Annotated in this window: 17 protein-coding genes; 8 read left to right on the forward strand and 9 right to left on the reverse strand. The window is 66.7% G+C overall.

Annotation, left to right across the window (positions count from 1 at the left end; genetic code table 11):
- The first annotated feature begins 58 nt into the window (after window positions 1-58).
- Window positions 59-865, forward strand: a complete 807-nt coding sequence (locus M2428_RS16955) for a DUF1206 domain-containing protein (protein WP_277527132.1) — start codon at window positions 59-61, stop codon at window positions 863-865.
- 66 nt (window positions 866-931) lie between these two features.
- On the opposite strand, the gene M2428_RS16960 is transcribed toward M2428_RS16955, so the two are convergent.
- Both M2428_RS16960 and M2428_RS16965 read right to left on the reverse strand, forming a co-directional pair.
- A complete protein-coding gene (locus tag M2428_RS16960; protein ID WP_277527133.1) occupies window positions 932-1,615 on the reverse strand; it encodes a zf-HC2 domain-containing protein in 684 nt (227 codons plus the stop codon).
- Window positions 1,612-2,112, reverse strand: a complete 501-nt coding sequence (locus tag M2428_RS16965; RefSeq protein WP_277527134.1) for a sigma-70 family RNA polymerase sigma factor — start codon at window positions 2,110-2,112, stop codon at window positions 1,612-1,614. Before M2428_RS16965 ends, M2428_RS16960 begins: the two co-directional genes overlap by 4 nt.
- Before the next feature lie 187 nt (window positions 2,113-2,299).
- Between M2428_RS16965 and M2428_RS16970 the strand changes: the two genes are divergently transcribed.
- A complete protein-coding gene (locus tag M2428_RS16970; RefSeq protein WP_277527135.1) occupies window positions 2,300-2,830 on the forward strand; it encodes a hypothetical protein in 531 nt (176 codons plus the stop codon).
- 122 nt (window positions 2,831-2,952) lie between these two features.
- Here M2428_RS16970 and M2428_RS16975 read toward each other — a convergent pair whose 3' ends face one another.
- Complete coding sequence (locus M2428_RS16975; protein WP_277527136.1) at window positions 2,953-3,882, reverse strand: hypothetical protein; 930 nt, start codon at window positions 3,880-3,882, stop codon at window positions 2,953-2,955.
- Window positions 3,883-4,078: 196 nt separating this feature from the next.
- Here M2428_RS16975 and M2428_RS16980 point away from each other — a divergent pair, with 196 nt between their 5' ends.
- Window positions 4,079-7,531: a DEAD/DEAH box helicase gene (locus M2428_RS16980; RefSeq protein ID WP_277527137.1), complete on the forward strand. Its 3,453-nt coding sequence runs from the start codon at window positions 4,079-4,081 to the stop codon at window positions 7,529-7,531.
- 6 nt (window positions 7,532-7,537) lie between these two features.
- Here the strand turns inward: M2428_RS16980 and M2428_RS16985 are convergent, their stop codons facing one another.
- Both M2428_RS16985 and M2428_RS16990 read right to left on the reverse strand, forming a co-directional pair.
- Complete coding sequence (locus M2428_RS16985; RefSeq protein WP_277527138.1) at window positions 7,538-7,987, reverse strand: hypothetical protein; 450 nt, start codon at window positions 7,985-7,987, stop codon at window positions 7,538-7,540.
- 9 nt (window positions 7,988-7,996) lie between these two features.
- On the reverse strand, window positions 7,997-9,919 hold the full coding sequence (locus tag M2428_RS16990; protein WP_277527210.1) for a primary-amine oxidase: 1,923 nt from the start codon (window positions 9,917-9,919) through the stop codon (window positions 7,997-7,999).
- A 122-nt stretch (window positions 9,920-10,041) separates the two neighbouring features.
- On the opposite strand from M2428_RS16990, the gene M2428_RS16995 reads away from it, so the two are divergent.
- Together M2428_RS16995 and M2428_RS17000 are read left to right on the forward strand one after the other, a co-directional pair.
- Window positions 10,042-10,632, forward strand: coding sequence for a TetR/AcrR family transcriptional regulator (locus tag M2428_RS16995; protein ID WP_277527139.1), 591 nt, complete (start codon window positions 10,042-10,044; stop codon window positions 10,630-10,632).
- Between the two features lie 125 nt (window positions 10,633-10,757).
- Window positions 10,758-11,729, forward strand: coding sequence for a helix-turn-helix domain-containing protein (locus M2428_RS17000; protein ID WP_277527140.1), 972 nt, complete (start codon window positions 10,758-10,760; stop codon window positions 11,727-11,729).
- Between the two features lie 4 nt (window positions 11,730-11,733).
- Here the strand turns inward: M2428_RS17000 and M2428_RS17005 are convergent, their stop codons facing one another.
- A complete protein-coding gene (locus tag M2428_RS17005; protein WP_277527141.1) occupies window positions 11,734-12,366 on the reverse strand; it encodes a hypothetical protein in 633 nt (210 codons plus the stop codon).
- Between the two features lie 179 nt (window positions 12,367-12,545).
- A complete protein-coding gene (locus M2428_RS17010) occupies window positions 12,546-14,015 on the reverse strand; it encodes an APC family permease (protein WP_277527142.1) in 1,470 nt (489 codons plus the stop codon).
- 322 nt (window positions 14,016-14,337) lie between these two features.
- Between M2428_RS17010 and M2428_RS17015 the strand changes: the two genes are divergently transcribed.
- Window positions 14,338-14,652 carry a hypothetical protein gene (locus M2428_RS17015; RefSeq protein ID WP_277527211.1) on the forward strand — a complete coding sequence of 105 codons (315 nt, stop codon included), beginning with the start codon at window positions 14,338-14,340 and terminating at the stop codon, window positions 14,650-14,652.
- Window positions 14,653-14,795: 143 nt separating this feature from the next.
- Entirely contained in the window at window positions 14,796-16,205 is a 1,410-nt protein-coding gene (locus M2428_RS17020; RefSeq protein WP_277527143.1) for an aldehyde dehydrogenase family protein, read from the forward strand.
- Window positions 16,206-16,226: 21 nt separating this feature from the next.
- Here M2428_RS17020 and M2428_RS17025 read toward each other — a convergent pair whose 3' ends face one another.
- Window positions 16,227-18,389 carry an elongation factor G-like protein EF-G2 gene (locus M2428_RS17025; RefSeq protein WP_277527144.1) on the reverse strand — a complete coding sequence of 721 codons (2,163 nt, stop codon included), beginning with the start codon at window positions 18,387-18,389 and terminating at the stop codon, window positions 16,227-16,229.
- Window positions 18,390-18,480: 91 nt separating this feature from the next.
- Window positions 18,481-18,879: a hypothetical protein gene (locus tag M2428_RS17030; protein WP_277527145.1), complete on the reverse strand. Its 399-nt coding sequence runs from the start codon at window positions 18,877-18,879 to the stop codon at window positions 18,481-18,483.
- 448 nt (window positions 18,880-19,327) lie between these two features.
- On the opposite strand from M2428_RS17030, the gene M2428_RS17035 reads away from it, so the two are divergent.
- Window positions 19,328-20,686 carry a Gfo/Idh/MocA family oxidoreductase gene (locus M2428_RS17035; protein WP_277527146.1) on the forward strand — a complete coding sequence of 453 codons (1,359 nt, stop codon included), beginning with the start codon at window positions 19,328-19,330 and terminating at the stop codon, window positions 20,684-20,686.
- Window positions 20,687-20,716: the final 30 nt, after the last annotated feature.

Genomic DNA, 20,716 nt, shown 5'->3' on the forward strand with positions numbered 1-20,716 from the left:
CACGATTACGGAACGAACCACGCTTGGTAGCACTAAGGAAACGATCATCAAACGAGAAATGAAGGACGCCGCGGACGTCGCCGAGGACGTCACCAATTCGAAGCCGCTCGAAATCGCAGCACGGGCCGGTTTCGCCGTGTCTGGGTTGCTGCACTTCCTCATCGGGCTGGTCGCGATCCGGCTCGCCATGGGGGGCCGGGGCCAGGCCGATGTCAGCGGCGCGGTGGAAGAGCTCGCCGGGCAGCCGGCCGGGCCGTTGCTGCTCTGGACCTCTTTTGCCGCCTGCGTTGCGCTGGCCATCTGGCAGACGTCCGACGCCATCTTCGACTTCGGTCACCTGCCGACCAAGAAAAAGGTCGGCAAGAAACTCAAGGCAGCCCTGCAGGCCGTGGTGTACGCCGCGTTCGCCCTGACGCTCGCGTCGGTGGCCACCGGGGCCGGCTCCGACAACCGCGAGTCAACTTCCGATATGACCGTAAACCTCATGAAGGCACCGGGCGGCGTTGCGCTCCTGGTGGTCATCGGCGTCGCGGTCGCCGTCACGGGAATCGTCTACGCGATCCGCGGCTTCAAGAAGTCCTTCATCAAATACCTGCGGATGCCGTCCCAGCCGCAGGCGCGCACCGCAGTGACGGTCATCGGCATGGTGGGCTATGTGGCCAAGGGCTTCGCCTTGCTGCTGGTGGGCCTGCTCATCATCATCGCCACGGTCACGGCACACCCCGAAGAGTCAACCGGGCTCGACGGCAGCCTGAAGGCCCTGCGGGAGCAGCCGTTCGGCGTGTATCTGCTGGCCGCAGTGGGTATCGGCCTGATCTGCTACGGCATCTACATGGTGGTGCGGGCCAAGCTCGCGAAGATGTAGGCTCGCGCAGACTGTTGGGTGCATCCGCCTGGTGCGCCCGTCTGGGCTGCGACACCCAGGACTGCGCTAACCCTGAGGCACGGCGATAACAGCCACGGTTTTCTGCTGCTCGTCACGCAGCGCGACGCTGGCGATCTTGGTCAGCTGCACCGGCGTCGCCCCGGTAATCCGGACCCTGCCGGTGGGAGTGGCTGTCCACGAGCAAGCGCGGTCCTCGCCGCCGTCACGGTCCTTCACCCAGAGCGAGAGGGTACCGGCGACGGGCAGGCTGCGGCCGTCCACCGCCAGCTCGGTGCCCCAGGTTTTCTTGACCAGCCCCACTGTGACCTGCATCCCGCTGCTGGCCGCAACGGAATAGCTCGCGTCCGGTTTGGCGGGTTGGTTGAGCAGCGGGGCGGCCATGATCCCCACCGCCAGGCATGCGGCGGCGGCGGCGGCCACCGCCGCCGTCCACCGGCGCCGCACTTTCCGGCGGCGGGCGGCGAGCTCGTCCAGGAGCCGGCGCGGGACGGGTACGGGGTCCGGCGGAACAAGCGTCCGCTCGCGGGCGGCAGCAGCCGCCGCGGTGAGCGCGACGGCGTCGGGTACCGGAATCGCGTCGAGCAGCGCGGGGAGGCTGGCGAGATCGTCCAACTCCCGGCGGCACTCGGCACACACGGCAAGGTGCTGGTCGAAGGCTGCGGCGTCAGCCGGCTCCAGCCCGCCGAGCAAGTACGCGCCGAGGAGGTGATGCAGCTCGGTTCCGTTCACCGCTGCACCCCCATTTCGTCGAGGATCGACCGAAGGGCCCGCAGGGCGTAGAACGCCCGGGACTTCACCGTGCCGCTGGGGATCTTCAATTGGGCGGATGCCTCCTGGACTGTGTAGCGGCGGTAATGGAGGGCAACAAGGACTTCGCGGTGCTCCGCACTGAGCCGCAGCAGCGCCTCTTCCATCAGGACCTTGTTGAGCAGGTCATCGATGCGTCCGGCGCCGACGGCAAGGTCCGGGACATCGCGTTCGCCGGCTTCCTGCGGACGCCGTTGAGCCTTGCGGTAGTTGTCGATCATGATGTTGCGGGCCGTACGAAACAGATAGCTGCGCAGGCTGCCGGTGATCTGCGGCGCCTGCTGCCAGACCCGCAACACGGTCTCCTGGACGACGTCGTCGGCGAGCTGCGGATCCCGGGAGGCGCTGAGGACGAAGCGTTTCAAGGCCGTCCCATGGTCGCGGTAAATCGCAGCCACGACGTCTTCATCCAGCGGCATTTCCCACCTCCCCGGGATTTCTTGTTCTGCCCCTGTATGACGTACGGGCGGACCCAATAGTTCAGTGTGCCCCAGGACAGCCCCAGGATGAACATGTCGGCTCCGCCGTGAACCATTCCGCGCTCCCCGCCGTCGTATCGGGTAGCGCCGGCCTCTGAGTTGGGCTGGCTCGAGCCTAGGAGCAGCAATGAAGAAGCACCTCAGCATTGGCTTGTCCGCTTTAGCCCTTGCCGCGCTACTGTCCGGCTGCGGCGGCGGAGCGACCACCACGACGCCGACGTCGGCGGCACCGGCCACCTCCGCTCCCGCAGAGTCCAGCGCGCCGGCGAGTTCGGCGTCGGCGTCCATGGCCGCCGCGGTTCTCTCGGTGGGCGAGTCCAAGGCGGGCCAGATCGTGGTGGCCGACAAGGGACTGAGCGTCTATTACTTCACCAAGAACACGAAGGACTCCGGGAACAGCGCTTGCACCGGCGCGTGCCTGACGTCGTGGCCCCCTGTCACCTCGACGACGGCGACCCCCACCGTTAACGGCGTCACCGGCAAGGTCGGAACCATCCCAACGGCTGACGGAAAGATGCAGGTGACCATCAACGGGATGCCGATCTACTACTACTCCAAGGACCAGGCCGCGGGAGACACCACGGGCCAGGGCGTGGGTGGGGTCTGGTACCTCGTGGCACCGTCCGGGGAGATGATCACCGCACCGCCCGTACCGTAGGCCCAAGGCTGGGGATCCACCTAGTGCGGTTCGCCGGGGCCGAGATACTAAGCGCGGCACGGCCGGCGCCTGCATTTGGGGGCAGGCGCCGGCCGTACCGGAAAACTGTCGGGGAAGGCCGCCTACGCGCGGGCCTGCTCGAACTCCACTGTGTCTTCAAAATCCGCTGTGTCTTCGAACTCCACGGCCGCGAGGATTTCCTGGGTCCGGGGGTTGAGCATGAAGGCCTCGTCATCGTCTTCCAACATGAGGAATTCGCCCTGTTCGGTGGTGAAGTGCCAGGCCAGGGTGGTTTCCCCGTTGTGCTCGTAGTTGGGATCGCCCATGGTGATCCGCTCCAGGCTGTGGCCGGCAATGTCGCACAGCTCCCGGATGATCTGTTCGAACTCCGGCGCGTCCAGGAGGGCTTCCTCGGCGGCTGCCGCCTGGCGCTCCGCGAGGTCGGAAAGCCGGGCCACCCGGCTGGCTATGTGGGCGTCGAGGTCGTCGTCCGCAAGGACCAGCAAGTCCGCCTGCCCGCGCAGCCAGGCGGCGTTCAGCGCCGCGATGTCCTCCGCTGCGAGGACCGACTCGAATTCCCCGTCCAGTTCTTCCATGCCGCGAACGGCGTCGGAGACAGCGTCCCCCGGTTCGTCGCCCTCGGTGTCGCCTTCGGCGGTCCAGCCGCTGCCGCCGTCGAGGTACGTGTCGACGTCGGTGTCGGTCAGGGCACCGAAGGCGGCCACTGTGCGGTTGAAGAGGTCCAGGTGCGCGGCGGCACCCATGGCGGCCAGGCCTTCCCGGACGTAGGGATCGACTTCCTCGCGTTCGGGCGCGGTAAAAACGTACTGCGCGAAGCCGCCGGCCAGGGCCTGCGTGAGGTAGAAGTCCACGTAGTAGCTGCGCAGCGCGGCCGGGGAGACCTCGTCCGCATCCAGCAACTCCTCGAACATGGCGTTGACCACGTTGACGTTCGCGTCGACAACGTCCTCGTTTCCGCCGTTGAGGCTTTCCGTGGTCAGCACGGTGGGGTAACTGTGGGCGGACTGGGTGGTGGGCTCACCGTTGGTCATGGGGAATCCTTACTGCTGGCACTGCTGATACTCCGGACATCTCCACGGTAGGTCCGCCTTCACGGCGGGCAGCCCAGCCCCAGTTGAACGTCAGGCGAAGTTTGGGCGGCGGTTCCGCGGCCGCCGGCGAAGTTCCGGGGCCTGCGAAGGCTCGGTAAGATGGATCAGATGACCACCTGCCGAAAGTAGCGCGCACATGCCATCCCATCCGGACGAGAGTGCGGCACTGGCGATTCAGACCCCCGCGATCAACGACCGCTCCCTTGCGGCCGGACTCGCCTACGCCATGGGGAGCCGCGTTTCCGGGATCTCCTTCGATGCCGCCACCGGCCTGCTGCTGGGCAAGGTGCGGGGCGGTTCGGACGTGCCCTATTCCACGACGGCGAAGCTTGTCCGGAAGGCGGGCGGCTGGAGCTGCACAGTGGGCGTCTGCAGCTGCCCGGTCCGCAAGGACTGCAAGCACGTGGCGGCCCTGCTCTTCTCGGCCGAAGACAACCCTGCCACCCGGCTGCAACTGCTGGCCCCCGCCGAGGGCACTCGGCTGGCCCGCCAGAGCGCGCCGCCGGAAATGGCCGACTGGGAGCAGGCCCTTAGCTCCCTCATCGCCCACCCGGGGATCACGCCGTCCGCCAACGGCACCCCGCTGGCGCTCCAGTTCGACATCGAGGAACCCGCCCCGCACTTCTCCTATACGGGCCGCCGCGATCCGCTCCGCAGCGTCCGCCAGCTCAAGGCACGCCCCGTCATCATGGGGGCCAAGGGCAAGTGGATCCGCGGCGATGTCTCCTGGAGCACGCTGAGCTATTTGAACTACCGGCGCGAATGCAACGAGGCGCATGTGGAGTGGATGCAGGAATTCCTTGCCTCGCACACCGCCGTGGCGAACCGCCAGCATTCCGGCACCGGATTGTGGCTGGGGCTGAACACCTACGCCGGCAAGAACCTGTGGAGCCTGCTGTCCCAGGCCAAGAAGATCGGCGTCGCGCTGGTCCACAGCCGCGGCGACGAGCCGGTGCGGCTGGTTGAGCAGCCTGCCGCCGTCGGGCTGAACCTGGCGAGGTTCGGCGCCGAAGGGGAGAACGGCGGGCTCGAGCTCGCGCCGACCATCACGTTCGAAGGCGAGGTGGTGGATCCGGCGTCGGTGGGGACCATCGGCCGCCCGGCGCACGGGATCTTCCTGGCTTCCGACGGCGACGCCCTGCCGGGCATCGCCCCCGCCGACCCCGTCATCACCCTTGCCCCACTGGAAAGCGGTCTCAGCGAGGAATTGCTGACCTTCGTCACGGGCGGGACCACGCTGCATATCCCCGCGCGGGACGAAAGCCGTTTCCTGACCGGCTTCTACCCCAAGCTGAAGCAGACCGCCCGGGTTACCGCCTCCGACGAGTCGGTGGAACTGCCCACGCTGGCGGTCCCCAACCTGTCCCTGCTGGCCAACTACGGGGCGGACCACAGGGTCCGGTTGCATTGGGAATGGCACTACAAGTCCGGGAACCTCGTCACGGCGCAGCCGCTGTGGCGGCATCCGGGCGACCATGGCTACCGGGACGACCCCGCCGAGGCGCGCATCCTCGAGGGGATCGGGCAGCCCTGGGATGTGGTGCCGGCACTGGGCGAATCCGCGACGGGCGGCTGGGGCACCCCGCGCCTGGCGGCCACGGCAGAACTGGCCGGCTTGGACACGCTCGCCTTCACCGAGGACGTGCTTCCCCGGCTCCGCGAACTCCGCGATGTCTCCGTGGATACCTCCGGCGAGATTGCGGACTACCGCGAAGCCGAAGAAGCCCCGGTGGTGGCAATCTCCACGAAGGCGACGGACAGCCGCGACTGGTTCGATCTGGGCATCGTCATCACCCTGGAGGGCCAGCCGGTTTCCTTCGCGGCGCTGTTTTCGGCCCTCGCCTCCGGGCAGACCCGCATGCTGCTGCCCAGCGGGGCGTACTTCTCGCTGGACCTACCGGAGCTGCACCAGCTGCGGGCGCTGATCGACGAGGCCCGCTCCCTGCAGGACAACCCCGGCGACAAAGACGCCCCGCTGCAGATCAGCCGCTTCCAAGCAGGATTGTGGGACGAGCTCGCACACCTCGGGATCGTCGACGAACAGGCCGCGGCGTGGCGTGAGTCCGTGGGCGGCCTGCTGGAAGGCGGCATCAAGGGGCTTCCCCTGCCCGAGTCGCTGAACGCCGAGCTGCGCCCGTATCAGCTGGAGGGCTTCAACTGGCTGAGCTTCCTGTACCGCCACGGCCTCGGCGGAGTGCTGGCCGACGACATGGGCCTGGGCAAGACCGTGCAGGCCCTTGCCCTGATCTGCGCCGCGAAGGATGCCGCTGCCGGGACTGCCGCGCCCTCAGCAGCCTCATCCGAGGCGCACTCTGCCGGCCCCTCCGCGGCGGGTTCCGCTGACGGGGCCGCCCCGTTCCTCGTCGTCGCCCCCACCAGCGTGGTGGGCAACTGGGAGGCGGAGACGGCACGGTTCGCGCCGGGGCTGAGCGTGCGCGCCATCGGCGAGACCTTCGCCAAGAGCGGCTCGCAGCCGGCCGAGGCGATGGCCGGCGCGGACATCATCATCACCTCCTATGCCCTGTTCCGGATCGACTATGAGGCCTACGCCTCCCAGACCTGGGCAGGCCTGGTCCTGGACGAGGCGCAGTTCGTCAAGAACCATCAGTCCAAGGCCTACCAGTGCGCCCGGAAACTGCCTGCCGCCTTCAAACTCGCCATCACGGGCACCCCGCTGGAGAACAACCTGATGGAGTTCTGGGCACTGACCTCAATCGTGGCTCCCGGGCTCTTTTCCAGCCCCAAACGGTTCGCCGAGTATTACCAGAAGCCGGTGGAGAAGAACGGCGACAAGGGGCAGCTGGACAAGCTCCGGCGCAGGGTCCGGCCGCTCATGATGCGGCGTACCAAGGAGCAGGTCATCCGGGATCTGCCGCCCAAGCAGGAGCAGATTCTGGAAGTCGTGCTGAATCCGCGGCACCAGAAGGTGTATCAGACGCACCTGCAGCGGGAACGCCAGAAGATCCTGGGCCTGATCGAGGACGTCAACAAGAACCGGTTCACCATCTTCCAGTCGTTGACCCTGCTCCGGCAGCTGAGCCTGGACCCGTCGCTGATCGATCCTTCACTGTCCGGGGTGCGCTCCAGCAAGCTCGATGTCCTTTTCGAGCAGCTCGCGGACCTGGTGGCCGAAGGACACCGGGCCCTGATTTTCAGCCAGTTCACCGGCTTCCTGGGCAAGGTCCGGGAACGGCTGGTCGAGGAGAACATCGAGTTCTGCTACCTCGACGGCGGCACGCGCAACCGCACCGACGTCGTGAACGAGTTCAAGGACGGCGCCGCGCCGGTGTTCCTCATCAGCCTCAAGGCCGGCGGCTTCGGCCTGAACCTGACCGAGGCCGACTACGTGTTCCTGCTGGATCCGTGGTGGAATCCGGCGTCGGAGGCCCAGGCCGTGGACCGGACGCACCGGATCGGCCAGGCCCGGAACGTCATGGTCTACCGGCTGGTCGCCAAGGACACGATCGAGGAGAAGGTGATGGCGCTCAAGGCAAAGAAATCCCAGCTGTTCGCCGACGTCATGGAAGGCGACGCGCTCACCGGCTCCGCTCTGACGGCGGAGGACCTGGCGGGGCTGTTCAACGACTGACGCTGTTCACCCGCGGGGCTGCGCCCTGAGCCGGGCCAGGAGCGTCGCGGCGAGCAGCGCCGTCGTGATTTCCAGCGCGATGACCGCCAGCAAAGCCCCGGAGCCGACGGGCGCCGCGCCGGCCGCTGCGGCGGCAGCGTTTCCTGCTCCGGAATGGGCGTGGCCCGAGCCGCCGGCGCCCGCGCCGAGGAGCAGGACCGCGTGCACCCCGGTCATCGCCAGCGCCGCGGCCATCACCTGGCGAAGGGCGGTGGCCCTGCCGTGACGCCAGATGTGCACGGCACACGGCAGGCACACAGCCACCATGGCGAGCATGAGCAGGTTCAGCCATGTCCCGTGCTGGTTCCCGGCGGCAAGCCCCAGGTGCGTGAGGCAGGACGCCGCCGTCACGGCGGCGCAGATCCGCGGATGAAGCACGATGCCGCCCCGCCGGCCCACGCCGCCTGCAATGCTCACGGCGCCGGACTAGCTGTGGCAGTGGCCGCCGGCCGGCTGTGCACTCGCGGGCACATCCAGCACGGGGCTGCGGTCAAAGAATCCCTCGGGCCGGAGCTTGAAGCCGACCGTGTCCACCGGCATGATGGGCCAGTCCTCGGGACGCGGGAAGTGGGTCAGGCCGAAGGTGTGCCACAGAACGATGTCCTGGCCGTCCAGCTCCCTGTCTTGTGCCACGTACTCCGGCAGCCCGGCTCCCCCGGCGTGCTGGTTCACGAAGTCACCGGTGGGGTACCGTTCCTCCTCCGCGAACCGGGTCACCCACAGGTCCTTCGTGGCAAAGGCGGCCCGCCGGGCGATGGAGGACTCCGGGTCTGCCAGCAGCGTGGGCTGGGCCTCGGTGTGGAGCTTGTAGCCCACGGGTTCGCCGAGACGGTTCCGGGACTGCAGGTTGGAGATGACCCAGGTCCGGCCGCTGCGGGCATCGGCCTCGCGCACGCCCTCAGATTCGCGTGCGATGACCGTGCGTTTCCGGGAGAAGGCGTTGCCGCGTTCGTTGCCCTCGCCCATCGCCTGCCGGACCACGTCCTCTTCCTCCACCCGGTTGGTAAAGCCGTCGATCGCCATGTCCAGCCGGGCGCTGAACAGGTGCTGGTGGTACGGAGCGCCCAGGCCGGGGGCGAGCTGGGAGATGTTGGCCGAGCCGCCTTCCGGGTAGGCGGAGGTGAAGACGACGCCGGTGGCTTTGGCCTCGAACTCGATGGTGCCGTCGAGGTAGAGGTACCAGTAAAAGCCGTAGTCGTAATTGCCGATGGTGGTGAAGAAGGAGATCACCAGGCGGCGGTTGCGGCGGGTGTAGTTGATGCCTGTCCAGAGATCGCTGTGCTTGGCCAGGATTCCCCAGTCTTCCTCATGCATGCAGATGCCGTTGCGGATTTCCCGGGGGTTGCCGAAGGCGTCGCTGATGACGGGGCTGAGGTAGGTGATCTCGCCGAGGCAGTCGCAGCCCAGTTCCAGCGAGTTGGCGTACTGGCCCACGAGGTATTCACCGGTGTCGAAATAGTTCTGCCAGGACCGGATCGGCGACGGATCCCCGTAGGGAACCACCATTTCGGCGATGGAACCGCGGTTGATAATGGGCCGCTTGCGGCCGCCGTCCTCGAAGGCAAGGTTGTGCAGCACTACGCCTTCGCGGACGTCGAAACCGACGTCCACGCTCCACTTTTCCCACTCGACATGGTTGCCGCCGGTGACGGTGAAGCTGGGCCCGTCCGGCTGGGTGATATTGATGGGTTTCTGCGTGGTGCGCAGCGGGCCGGTGAGCTCCGGATCGGTGTAGTTTCCGTGTTCGGCGGGAACCGGGACGGCGCCGGTGTCCAGGACCTGCGTGACTTCCTGGCTGACGACGTCGACGTACGCCACCAGCCCATCCACGGGGTGCGCCCAGGCACTGTCCTCCGGGAAATCCTGCACGAAGGCCAGGCCACGCAGGATCCGGCGGCCTTTCTCCTCCGGGTACTCGAACACACCGGCGGACAGCGGGGCAACGCGGACCTTGCTGACGTCCAGGCCACGGCCAGCCAGCGCCTTGAGCCACCGTTCGTCCGTGGCCAGGAGCTGTTCGACGACTTCGAACTCCTCCTTCAGGACAGGAAGCTCGCCGGTCACTGCTGTGTCCAGCTCGACGGCGGAAATCACCGCGCCGCTGGAAACCGAGACGGTCACGTCGGCCGGCCTCCCCCCGGAGACGTCGTGCAGGAAGACCCGGAACCGGCGGTCCTCGCCGTCGGCCGCCGCGTTCCTGGCAGGGTCCACCAGACCGAGGTACGCGATGCGCTGCGTGTCCCCCAGCAGGCCGGCGGCACGCAGGATGCCCTGGACCGCGGTGATTTCGGCCCCCGTGGCCAGACTGTACGGGCTATACGGAGTGTGGGTGTCAGTTTTTACGTCCATCATGGCGACCTTCGTTCGGTGACCCTAGCGGGTCGGAACTTTATTTTCTATAGTTGTAGAGAATACGGAAACGTAAGATGTGCCACAAGAGTCCGACGCAAAATATTTTGGGGAGTTGCCCGGTGCCAAAGATTGTCGATCACGACCAACGGCGAATTGAACTCGTCGATGCGACATGGCGGACCATCGCCCGGCTCGGCATTGAAAGCGCCACCATGCGGGAAATCGCCCTCGAGGCCGGCTTCGCGAACGGGGCCCTCAAGCCGTACTTCCCCACAAAGGATGATCTGCTGACTTTCGCGTTCGGGCACGTCTTCAACCGCACCAACGAACGCATCGCGGAGGTCACCGCCGGGCAGTCCGGGCTCGTGGCCTTGAGGTCGTTTTGCATCGAGGTGCTGCCCCTGGATGAGGAACGGATCAACGAGGCCCGGATTGTCATTCCGTTCTGGCAAAAGGCCATCACCGATCCCGGCAAGGCCCGGATCCACCGTGATTCGATGCAGCAGTGGCTTGCGGCGATGAGTCGGCACCTTGCCGAGGCCCGGCAATCCGGCGCCGTCACAACAGCCGTCCCAGACACCGCGTTGGCCGGGCAGTTGCTCAACTTCCTTCTCGGCGCGCAGATCGCGGCAGCCCTCGCCCCGGAGGGCCAAGTGGAACTCGGCCTGAATGAGCAGATGGAGGGATTCCTGGCGCTGCTGGGCAGCTAAGCACTGAGCCGTTCTTTTTTCGCCGGTTGTCGAAAAAAGATGACATCGGCGGCCGGCGGCGCTACCCTGAAGGGACTGTGTCCCACGACACAGTTCCCGAATTACGACGGCGTCAGGATCTTTCGATGACCGCAGTTGCAGCCCGCCCATCCCCCAGTCCCGCCGGGCAGGACGTCCGCACCAGCACGGCAGCCTCGTTCGAGCACTGGAGGCACCTCGTCGCGGAGTCCTTCGTCCCCCTGGCCGCCTCGAGCCCAGACGCGGACAACTTCCGCGGCCGCATGCGGGCCCGCAGGCTGGACCGCGTGGCGATCGTCGAAGTCTCCTCCACGGGCCATGAGGTCCACCGCACGCCAGCGCTGATCGCGCAATCCAACGAGCGCTATTTCAAGCTCAATCTCCAACTGCAGGGCACTGGGCTCCTCATCCAGGACAACCGCGAGGCCCTCCTGCGCCCTGGTGATCTCTCCATCTACGACACCAGCCGGCCCTACACGCTTGCCTTCGAGGGCGACGCCCGGCTCATGGTGGTGATGTTCCCCTGGGACGCGCTGACCCTGCCACCGGACTGCATCGCGCAGCTTTCGGCCGTGCGGATGGCCTCCGACAGCGGCCTCGCCGCGATCGTCGGCCCCTTCATCGCCCATCTCGCGGAGAACCTGGACGCGCTGAGCGGCCCCAGCGGATCACGGCTGGCCGCCAACGCCCTGGACCTCGTCTCAACGATGCTGCACTCGGAACTGGACATGGCCCAGGACAGCATGAAGCCACAGGCTCTCCTGGCCGCCTCCGTCCGCGAGTACATCGACGCCAACCTGGCCGATCCATTGCTGTCACCGGCGTCGATCGCGGCGGCCCATTTCATCTCCACCCGGCACCTGCACAACGTCTTCCATGAATCCGGGAGCACCGTGGCGAGCTGGATCCGGACCCAGCGGCTAGAACGCATCCGCCGCGATTTGAGGGACCCGCTGCACAGCGGCACCTCCCTGGGTGCAATCGCCGCCCGCTGGGGGTTCCTGGACGCGGCCCATTTCAGCCGCACGTTCCGGGATGCTTATGGCCAATCCCCCAGCGACTGGCGGCGCGGCGCCTGACCACCTACGGATTTGCCTCCAACTGCCGGTTCCTCGTCCTAAGCATCATCCAGATGGCCGCGGCGAAGACCAGGAAAAGGAGCGCGATCGGCAGGAGCAGCGCAAGCGAGTCGATGTTGCCAGCCGCTGCGGCCAGGCCGGCTATGCAGCCGAGGACGATTCCGACTGCGGCCGAGACCAGGGCGCTTCTCTTCCAGACTTTGGCATCACGATTGCTGAGGTCGGACGCCTTGGCTTGTGCAGTCTTTTCCGGTTCATACAGCTGGGTAAGAAACAAACCCACCAGGGCTGGGAACAATGCCAGGGCGGGGGTGGCTCCGGTACGGCCGGGGAAGCTGGCCGACGCCGAGGCAATCAAGATGATGACACCTAGCACCACCCCGATGAGCGTGAAATATTTCCACCGTCGACGGGTTAGTACAAGTCTCCCCGCCCGGGTCCTTCCGCCTAGAACTACCGCACCTCCGAGAAGCACCATCGCGGCCAGGAGGCTCTGAAGGATTCCCAGCCCCACATCCGTCTCCGGACGCCAAATCATGACCAGCGATGTCACAGCGAGCGCCATGACCACCAGAGCGTCGGCGATCCGGAGCCTTGCATCAGTCTCTTTGGTCTCTTTTGTCCCGTCAGATGCCATGCGCTTTAGTGCATCCGTCGATTGTCCGCCTGTCAATGGGCGCGCCTTTGGACTGGAGTGAAGAACGGCCCGCGGTGACACGGCAGTGGACCGCATCTCCGAGACCTGGACTCTCGTTTCAAGTCCAGCTCTCGGGGTGCGGTTCCGGCACTGCCTCTTCTGCGTCTACGGCCCGCCCGTTAGGCAGGGACCGCCGCGAGAACGGACCTGCGCTCCACAGCGATTTCCACCAGCACGCCGGCGGCAAACACGATGGGCACGGCCACCAGCAGCCCCACTGCTGTTTCAACCCCTCCTCCGATGAGGGAGGTGAAGTTGCTGACCACCAGGTAGAGCACCCAGGCCAGGAGGAGGGACGCGAGGACCGGGGCGACAAGCGTCTGCCACAGCTGTCCGGGTACCCGTTCGCGGCGGAAATAGGCGACGACGGCGAGGGAGCACAGCATGTACAGCACCAGCAGTGCCGCGACGGCAAGGCCGCTGAACCAGGAAAACAGGGTCAGCACCGGGTCCAGACCCAGGAGCGCAAACGGCGCCACGAGCAGGGCTGCGACACTGGTCTGGATCCAAGCGGCGACGGCCGGGGCGCGGTGCCGGTTGGTCCGGGCCACGACGGCGGGCATGGAACCGCGCAGCGCCAGCGAGTGAAGGTAACGGTTGATCCCGTTGTGGAACGCAATGATGCCGGCCAGCAGGGAGGTCAACAGCAGGACTCCGGTGGCGACCCCGGCCCATGGCCCGAACGTCTCCACGATCGGGCCGATCACAAACGACGTCGCGTCGCCGGATTCGAGCGCCGCGCCGGCCGCGTCGACGACGTGTGACGGACCGTAGAAGCTGACCAGCATCCAAGTGATGAAAGAGAAGAACACGGCGATGATGCCCACGGAGAGATAGGTGGCCCGCGCAACGGTCCGGTGCGGGTCCTTAGCCTCGGCGGAGTAAATGGCTGTCGATTCGAAGCCGAACATGGAGGCCACCGCGAACATGATGGCAACCCCCGGAGCTCCGCTGGCGATGGCTTCCGGCGCAAAGGAAGCGGCAATATTCAGCCCCTCGGGCCCGCCGCCCTTGAACAGGACAGAGAATCCGAACATCAGAAGGATGGCCACTTCCAGGCCCACCAGGACCGCAAGGACGCGGGCGCCCAGCTCGATATTCATCGATCCCAGGACCTGGACGCCGGCCATGGTGACCAGCGCGAGCAGCCACCACGGAACCGAAATCCCGGCGGATTCCAGCAGCCCGGAGAACGCGGCGCCGTACAGACCGTACATCGCCGCCTGCACCGTGCTGTAGGCCAGGAGGGCAAGCCATGCCGCCCCGGCGCCGACCTTGCGTCCGAAGGCTGCCGTTACATAGGCGTAAAAGGCGCCGTTGGCCTGGACTTTCCGGCTCATGGCCACGAAGCCGACAGCGAAGATCACAATGACGATGCCGACGACGAGGTACGCGCCGGGGGCGCCGGCGCCGTTGCCGAGCGCTGCAGCCAGCGGTGCTGCTCCGACGATTCCAGTCAGCGGGGCCTGAGCGGACAGGACGAAGAAGAGGATGCCCATGACGCCGATACTGCCTGCGCGCAGGGCGGTGGAGTGTTCCTGGAGTGAACCGGGTTCTGCGGTCCGGGATTCGGGATTCGAAATACTCATTGGATCCTTCTTAACGGTCATGAGTGCTGGGGAAAGAGCTTGGGGAAGTGTGCCGGGCCAGGGCAATGGTGCACCGTGAAATCCAGCATGGCAGTTGCCACCGGATGGCGCTTGTCTTGCAGCGATCAGTTATTGTTCCTGAGCGTAGTGAGGTTGACGACTGACGTTCAGGACCGGAGCAGTGCCAACAGGCCGGCTCCGTCACGGGCGGCGGCCATACCGCTCTCAATTGCTCCGTCAATAAATCCGCTCCAGCCGTTGGCGATATCGGAGCCGGCAAGGAGAACCAGCCCGTGCGCCGCCTGCATGGTTCACCCAAACCCTGCTGGATTTGCTGCTGGCTGAACCCGAACTGCAGGTGTTCCAGTACGAGATGATTCTGGAAGCGCGCCGCCGTCCCGAGCTTGCCGAAGCCGTCAGCGCATTGTACGAAAACTACGTCAATGCCCTGGCGGCCGGACTGAGCGCCTCCGGCCTGACCCAGAATGTGCGCGTTGTGGCCCGCACGCTGTTCGCCGCCCTCGACGGGCTCGTTCTCCAGTACCTGGCCGGTGTCGATCGCTCAGCCATTGCCGCATCCCTTGAAGAGGTCCACGACGTACTCCTGCTTCGGACGGGCTCCCCCAGACAGCCCTAACTGCACCCGGGACGCAACCGTTCGCCACAGGCCAAGAGCCGTTCGCGGATACACAAGACCAGTTCCTGCGGGTCGGGCAGACTCGAGGCATAGCCTCGGGCCACGCCGGCCGGTGCGCATTGCCTACTCGATGTGGAGTACCCATGGAAACCTACGACGCCCTCCTCGCCTCGATCACCCCGGTGTCCGGTGAGACCCGCACGATCCTTGACCCTGCCACCGGGCAACCGGTCGGCGAAGCCCCGGTCCACACCGTGCAGGACCTCGAGCAGGCCATCGCCGCCGCAGCCGCCGCTCAGCCGGCCTGGGCCGCGCTGGGCCACGACGGCCGGTCCGCCGCGCTCTTGAGGGCCGCCGACGCCGTCGAACGCTCCGCCGAGGAACTGGCCCGCCTGCTCTCCCGGGAGCAGGGCAAGCCGCTCAACGGCCCGAACGCCCGCTTCGAGGTCGGCGCCTGCGCCGCCTGGCTCCGCGCGGCTGCCGCTACGCCACTGAACCCCGAAACCGTGGTGGACGACGGCGAAACCCGCGCCGAACTGCACTACCGGCCCATCGGCGTCGTCGGCGCGATCGGCCCCTGGAACTGGCCCATGATGATCACCGTCTGGCAGGTTGCTCCCGCCCTGCGGATGGGGAACGCCGTGGTGGTCAAACCCTCCGAATACACCCCGCTGTCCGTCCTTGCCCTTGTCGAAATCCTCAACCAGGAACTCCCGGAGGGCCTCCTCACGACTGTCTCCGGCGGCCGCGACGTCGGCGAGGCCCTCGCCGCACACCCCGCGATCGGCAAGGTCATGTTCACCGGTTCCACGGCCACCGGCAAGGCCATCATCAAATCCTCCGCCGGCACCGTCAAACGCCTCACCCTGGAACTCGGCGGCAACGACGCCGGCATCGTCCTGCCCGACGCCGACCCGAAGGCGATCGCCGAGGGCCTGTTCTGGGGCGCCTTCATCAACACCGGCCAGACCTGCGCGGCGCTCAAGCGCCTCTACGTGCACGACGCCATTTACGACGCCGTCTGCGCGGAACTCACCAGCGTGGCCCGTGCCATGCCGATGGGCAACGGCCTGGACGAGGCCAACGTCCTGGGCCCGCTGCAGAACCGGGCGCAGTTCGACATCGTGGCCACGCTCGTGGACGCCGCCCGCGCCTCCGGCGCCCGGATCCTGCTCGGCGGCAACCCTGACCCGGACCGGACCGGCCACTTCTACCCCGCCACCCTCGTCGCGGACATCCACAACGACAATCCGTTGGTGGCCGTGGAACAGTTCGGCCCCGCCCTGCCGATCATCCGCTACAGCACCGTGGACGAGGCGGTCGCCATGGCCAACGGGCTCGACGTCGGACTCGGCGCCTCCGTCTGGTCCGCCGACCCCGCCGAAGCCCGGAAGGTGGCGGCCCGGATCGAGGCCGGCACCGTCTGGATCAACAAGCACGGCGCCGTGGACCCCCGCATCCCCTTCGGCGGCGCCAAGCAGTCCGGCTACGGACTCGAGTTCGGCGTCGAAGGCCTCAAAGCCCTCGGCGTCCCGCAGGTCATCAACGGCTGACGCTGCCCTTGATTGGGGCCATCAGCGCAGCGCCTGCGGCACAGGTTCGTGCCGCAGGTAGCTGCGCCGGAACCGGCCGCTGCCAGCCGTCAGGGCCCGCAATTCCACCGAGTACTTCAACAGTTCCTGGTCCGGAACCTCGGCGCTGATCTCGGTGCCGTCGGCTCCGGCGGAGCTCGTTCCGGTCAGGCGCGCCCGCCTCGAGGACAAGTCGCTCATCACCGCGCCCACGTGGTCTTCCGAAACGCTGATGGTCACGGACGAGACCGGTTCCAGGAACTGAATACGGGTTGCGGCCGCCGCTTCCCGGAGGGCCAGCGCGCCCGCAGCCTGGAACGCCGCATCGGAGGAATCCACGCTGTGCGTCTTGCCGCCGATCAGCGTGACCTTGATGTCCACGACGGGGAAGCCTGCGGAGACGCCTTTCTGCATCTGGGCCCGCACGCCTTTTTCCACCGAGGTGATGAACGGCCCGGGAATCACCCCGCCCACAGTTTTGTCGACAAACTCGAACCCGGATCCGCGGTCGAGGGGTTCCACCTCGATGTCGCAAACGGCATACTGGCCGTGGCCGCCGGATTGTTTGACATAGCGCCCATGACCGGCCGCCGGGGCGGCAAACGTCTCCCGAAGCGGTGTGATAACCGGGACGGTCTGCAGGTTCACGCCCTGGTCCCGGAGCCTGCCCAGGACGACGTCGGCGTGCGCCTCGCCCATGCACCACAGGATCAGCTGGTGGGTTTCGGAGTTGCGTTCCACCCGCAGCGTCGGGTCCCCGGCGGTGACTTTTCCCAGGTTCCGGGCCAGGGCGTCCTCGTCGCCGTGCGTGGCAGCTTCGATGGCAACCGGCATGAGAGGGTCCGGCATGTCCCAGGGGGCCACCAGCAGCGGCAGTTCCTTGGCCGAGATCGTGTCGCCGGTCTCGGCGGTGCCCAGTTTGGTCAGCGCGCAGATATCCCCGGCGACGCAGAACGGCACCGGCCGCAGTCCCGATCCCAGCGGCGAGTACAGGTGTGTGACCCGCTCGTCGCTGTCGTGGTCCTCATGGCCGCGGTCCGCCATTCCGCGGCCGCCCACATGGATGGCCGCGTCCTCTCGCACCACGCCGGAGAAGATGCGCACCAGGCAGACGCGGCCGAGGAACGGGTCGATCGTCGTGCGGACCACTTCACCGAGCAGCGGGCCCTCGGGATCGCACTCCAGCGGGCCGGCGGGCACGCCGTCGAGGCCTGTCGCCGCCGGGACGTCGCGCTCCCCCGGCGTTGGAAACGCGCGCACCAGGACCTCGAGCAGCTCCGCCAGGCCGAGCCCGGATTCCGCTGACGTTGGCAGCACCGGGTGAAAGGACCCGCGGGCCACGGCCGTCTCCAGATCGGCGATCAGGACATCGGGAGCGATTTCTTCACCTTCGAGGTACCGGTCCATGAGCGTCTCGTCCTCGCTCTCGGCAATGATCCCCTCGATCAGCGCGCCGCGAGCGGACTCCGCCGCGGCAAGCTCGACGCCGGTCGCGGCCCGGGTGACCGGCGCTTGTTCCGCCGGAGCGTACTCGGAAACCGTTCCGGTCAGCAGCCCCAGCAACCCTGTGACGGCACCGTCCGCGCGGACCGGCAGGTAGAGCGGAACGACGGCGTCGCCGAAGGCCAGGCGGCAGCGGGCAACGGCGGCGTCGAAATCCGCGCGCGGATGGTCCAGGCGGCTGATGGCCACGGCCCGCGGCATTCCGAGCCGTTGGCACTCGCTCCAGAGCGCGGTGGTCGCGGCGTCGACGTCGTCGGTGGCCGAGACGACAAACAGCACCGCATCCGCGGCACGGAGCCCGGCCCGCAGCTCGCCGATGAAATCCGTGTAGCCGGGAGTGTCCAGCAGGTTCACCTTGGTCTCCCCCACCGTCACCGGCACCACCGAGAGGGCCACGGAGCGCTGCTGCGCGATGGCGGAGGGGTCCGAGTCGCTCACCGTAGTGCCCTCGGCGATCGAGCCTTTGCGCGTGGTGGCTCCCGTGGCGGCCAACAAGGCCTCGGTGAGCATCGTTTTCCCGGACCCGGAGTGCCCCACGAGTGCCACATTGCGGATCTTGTCCGGTTGCTCTGGCGGCGCGACGCCGTTGGCGTCTGCCCGGCGGAGGTCAGACGTACCCCGGACCGGGCCCCTTGACGGGGTTTTGGCGCCTTTCGACGGCATGAGAACCTCCCGGCGTCGCATCCACTCGTGCCCCGCAGGGCCTTGTGTTAAGGATTGGACACCCTGGGACGCCCGGACAGCAAGGGCTTTTTCACGCCGTGGCCGGCGCAACCATGGACCCGGAGGCCGCCCGGTTCCGGAACCACCGGCCCAAGGCTTTGCCTTTGCCCTTCCACCAACTGTCCTCGTCGGTGTCATGGTGCCACCGGAAGATCACGGCGACCAGGACAAAGACCCCTGCGCCGACGTCCTGCCAGGAGCCGGAGGCGGCGTCGATGAGCACACTGAACGCCATGATAAGGATGGAAGGCAGGGCAAGTGTCCGGAACGCGGTGTTGGCCACGTACCGGCGACGGGACCGCGGGACGGAAACTGCGCGGACGAAGTCGAAGCACAGACATACGACCACGAGGGTCTGCCCCAGGGACATCAGGACGTGCCCTGGGAGCGAGCCGGCAAACAGGACGGCCGCCTGGAGCCCCGGGCTCACGGTGTGCCCGTCAATGTCGCCGGCCGCGGCCGGGACCAACCGCGCTGCGGCGGACCAGGCGGCGATGAATCGACAATGGACGGACCAAGCTGGGCTGAATCATGCATGCGATGCCCCCCGGCGTCTACGCTGCTCCTGCGCTGGCTCTGTGCCCGGGCCTCCCGCAGGAGCTATGAGCGTGTCATACCAGCATTTTCTGACACTCCAATTCAACGCGCGGCCGGGGCATGAAGTCACGCAAATCGGGTACCCGACTATCGGATAACCGGTTACCTGATTGCATTCCGGATGTACTCAGTTCGCACCTGCGGCTACTTGCCCGGGCACCCGCAGCCACCAAGAACATGACGGTTGACACATTGCCTGCGGCCATGTCATGGTTACAACACCAGATGGTCTGACCAACAGACCGAATGACTCCCAGTGATACTACGAGGAAGTAGCCAACATGAATCTCTACTCGCTTATGCAGAAGCGAACCGCCACGCAGGGGCCCATCAGGGTCGGTGTCATTGGCGCCGGAAAATTTGCCTCGATGTTCCTCACGCAGGCACTCAACACTGAAGGGATCCACGTTGTGGGCGTCGCCGACATCGACGTTCCCAAGGCCAGGGGCGCACTTCAGCGCACGGGCTGGCCGGCCGAGCGCTACGCCGCCAGGAACTTCGCCGAGGCCCTCCGCAACGGCACCACCTTCGTCACGGAAAGCTCCGCTGACCTCATCCGGCTCCCGGAGGTTGAGGTCATCCTGGAAGTGACCGGAAACCCGATTGTCGGCACCGCCCATGCCGTGCAAAGCATCGACAACGGCAAGCACATCATCATGGTCAACGTCGAGGCCGACTGCATGGTGGGCCCAATCCTCCAGCGCCGCGCCGAAGCCGCAGGCGTGGTCTACTCCATGGCCTATGGCGACCAGCCGGCCTTGATCTGCGAAATGGTCGACTGGTGCCGAACGGTGGGATTCGACATCGTCGCAGCCGGCAAGGGCACCAAATACCTCCCCGAGTACAACTACTCCACCCCGGACACGGTCTGGAACTATTACGGCTTCAGCGACAAGCAGCTCGCCTCCGGCGACTTCAACCCCAAGATGTTCAACTCCTTCCTCGACGGCACCAAATCGGCGATCGAAATGGCGGCAGTGGCCAACGGCACGGGACTGACCCCCCAGGACGAGGGCCTCTTCTTCCCGCCGGCCGGGGTGGACGACCTCCCGAACATCTACCGCGAAAAGTCCGTCGGCGGCATCCTGACCAGGCGTGGCACCGTGGAGATCGCCTCAAGCCTGAACCGTGACGGAACCGAAGTTGAGCGCGATCTCCGCTGGGGCGTGTATGTCACCTTCGAGGCGAAGACTGACTACGCCGCGCAGTGCTTTGCTGAGTACGGGGTCAAGACCGACTCGACCGGGCGCTACGGCTCGCTGTACCGCCCGTACCACATGATCGGACTCGAGCTGGGTGTCAGCATCGCCTCGGCCGTCCTGCGTGGGGAAGCCACCGGTTCCCCCACCGGCTTCCGCGGCGACGTCATGACGACGGCCAAGAAGGACCTCAAGGCCGGCGAAATCCTGGACGGAGAGGGCGGCTACACGGCGTTCGGCAAGCTGGCCCCGGCCCGGATCTCCCTGGAGCGCAACGCCCTGCCGCTGGGCCTCGCGCACGGCATGAAACTCAAGCGCGACGTCCCCCAGGACGGCACCGTCTCATGGGACGACGTCGACGCCGATGAGACCCTCCTCGCCGTCCAGATCCGCCGCGAACTCGAGAGCGAGTTCCGCGCGGAATCACTCCTCAGCACATAGGTCAGACCGTCAAGCCAACAACTACGATAG

Source organism: Arthrobacter sp. ES3-54, assembly GCF_029504395.1.
Classification (GTDB): Bacteria; Actinomycetota; Actinomycetes; order Actinomycetales; family Micrococcaceae; genus Arthrobacter.

Excerpts from the sequence above, each read along its gene's own strand:
- M2428_RS16955 (WP_277527132.1), top strand. The coding sequence starts at position 59 with ATGAAGGACGCCGCGGACGTCGCCGAGGACGTCACCAATTCGAAGCCG.
- M2428_RS16965 (WP_277527134.1), bottom strand. The coding sequence starts at position 2,112 with ATGCCGCTGGATGAAGACGTCGTGGCTGCGATTTACCGCGACCATGGG.
- M2428_RS16970 (WP_277527135.1), top strand. The coding sequence starts at position 2,300 with ATGAAGAAGCACCTCAGCATTGGCTTGTCCGCTTTAGCCCTTGCCGCG.
- M2428_RS16975 (WP_277527136.1), bottom strand. The coding sequence starts at position 3,882 with ATGACCAACGGTGAGCCCACCACCCAGTCCGCCCACAGTTACCCCACC.
- M2428_RS16980 (WP_277527137.1), top strand. The coding sequence starts at position 4,079 with ATGCCATCCCATCCGGACGAGAGTGCGGCACTGGCGATTCAGACCCCC.
- M2428_RS16990 (WP_277527210.1), bottom strand. The coding sequence starts at position 9,919 with ATGGACGTAAAAACTGACACCCACACTCCGTATAGCCCGTACAGTCTG.
- M2428_RS17000 (WP_277527140.1), top strand. The coding sequence starts at position 10,758 with ATGACCGCAGTTGCAGCCCGCCCATCCCCCAGTCCCGCCGGGCAGGAC.
- M2428_RS17005 (WP_277527141.1), bottom strand. The coding sequence starts at position 12,366 with ATGGCATCTGACGGGACAAAAGAGACCAAAGAGACTGATGCAAGGCTC.
- M2428_RS17010 (WP_277527142.1), bottom strand. The coding sequence starts at position 14,015 with ATGAGTATTTCGAATCCCGAATCCCGGACCGCAGAACCCGGTTCACTC.
- M2428_RS17020 (WP_277527143.1), top strand. The coding sequence starts at position 14,796 with ATGGAAACCTACGACGCCCTCCTCGCCTCGATCACCCCGGTGTCCGGT.
- M2428_RS17025 (WP_277527144.1), bottom strand. The coding sequence starts at position 18,389 with ATGCCGTCGAAAGGCGCCAAAACCCCGTCAAGGGGCCCGGTCCGGGGT.
- M2428_RS17035 (WP_277527146.1), top strand. The coding sequence starts at position 19,328 with ATGAATCTCTACTCGCTTATGCAGAAGCGAACCGCCACGCAGGGGCCC.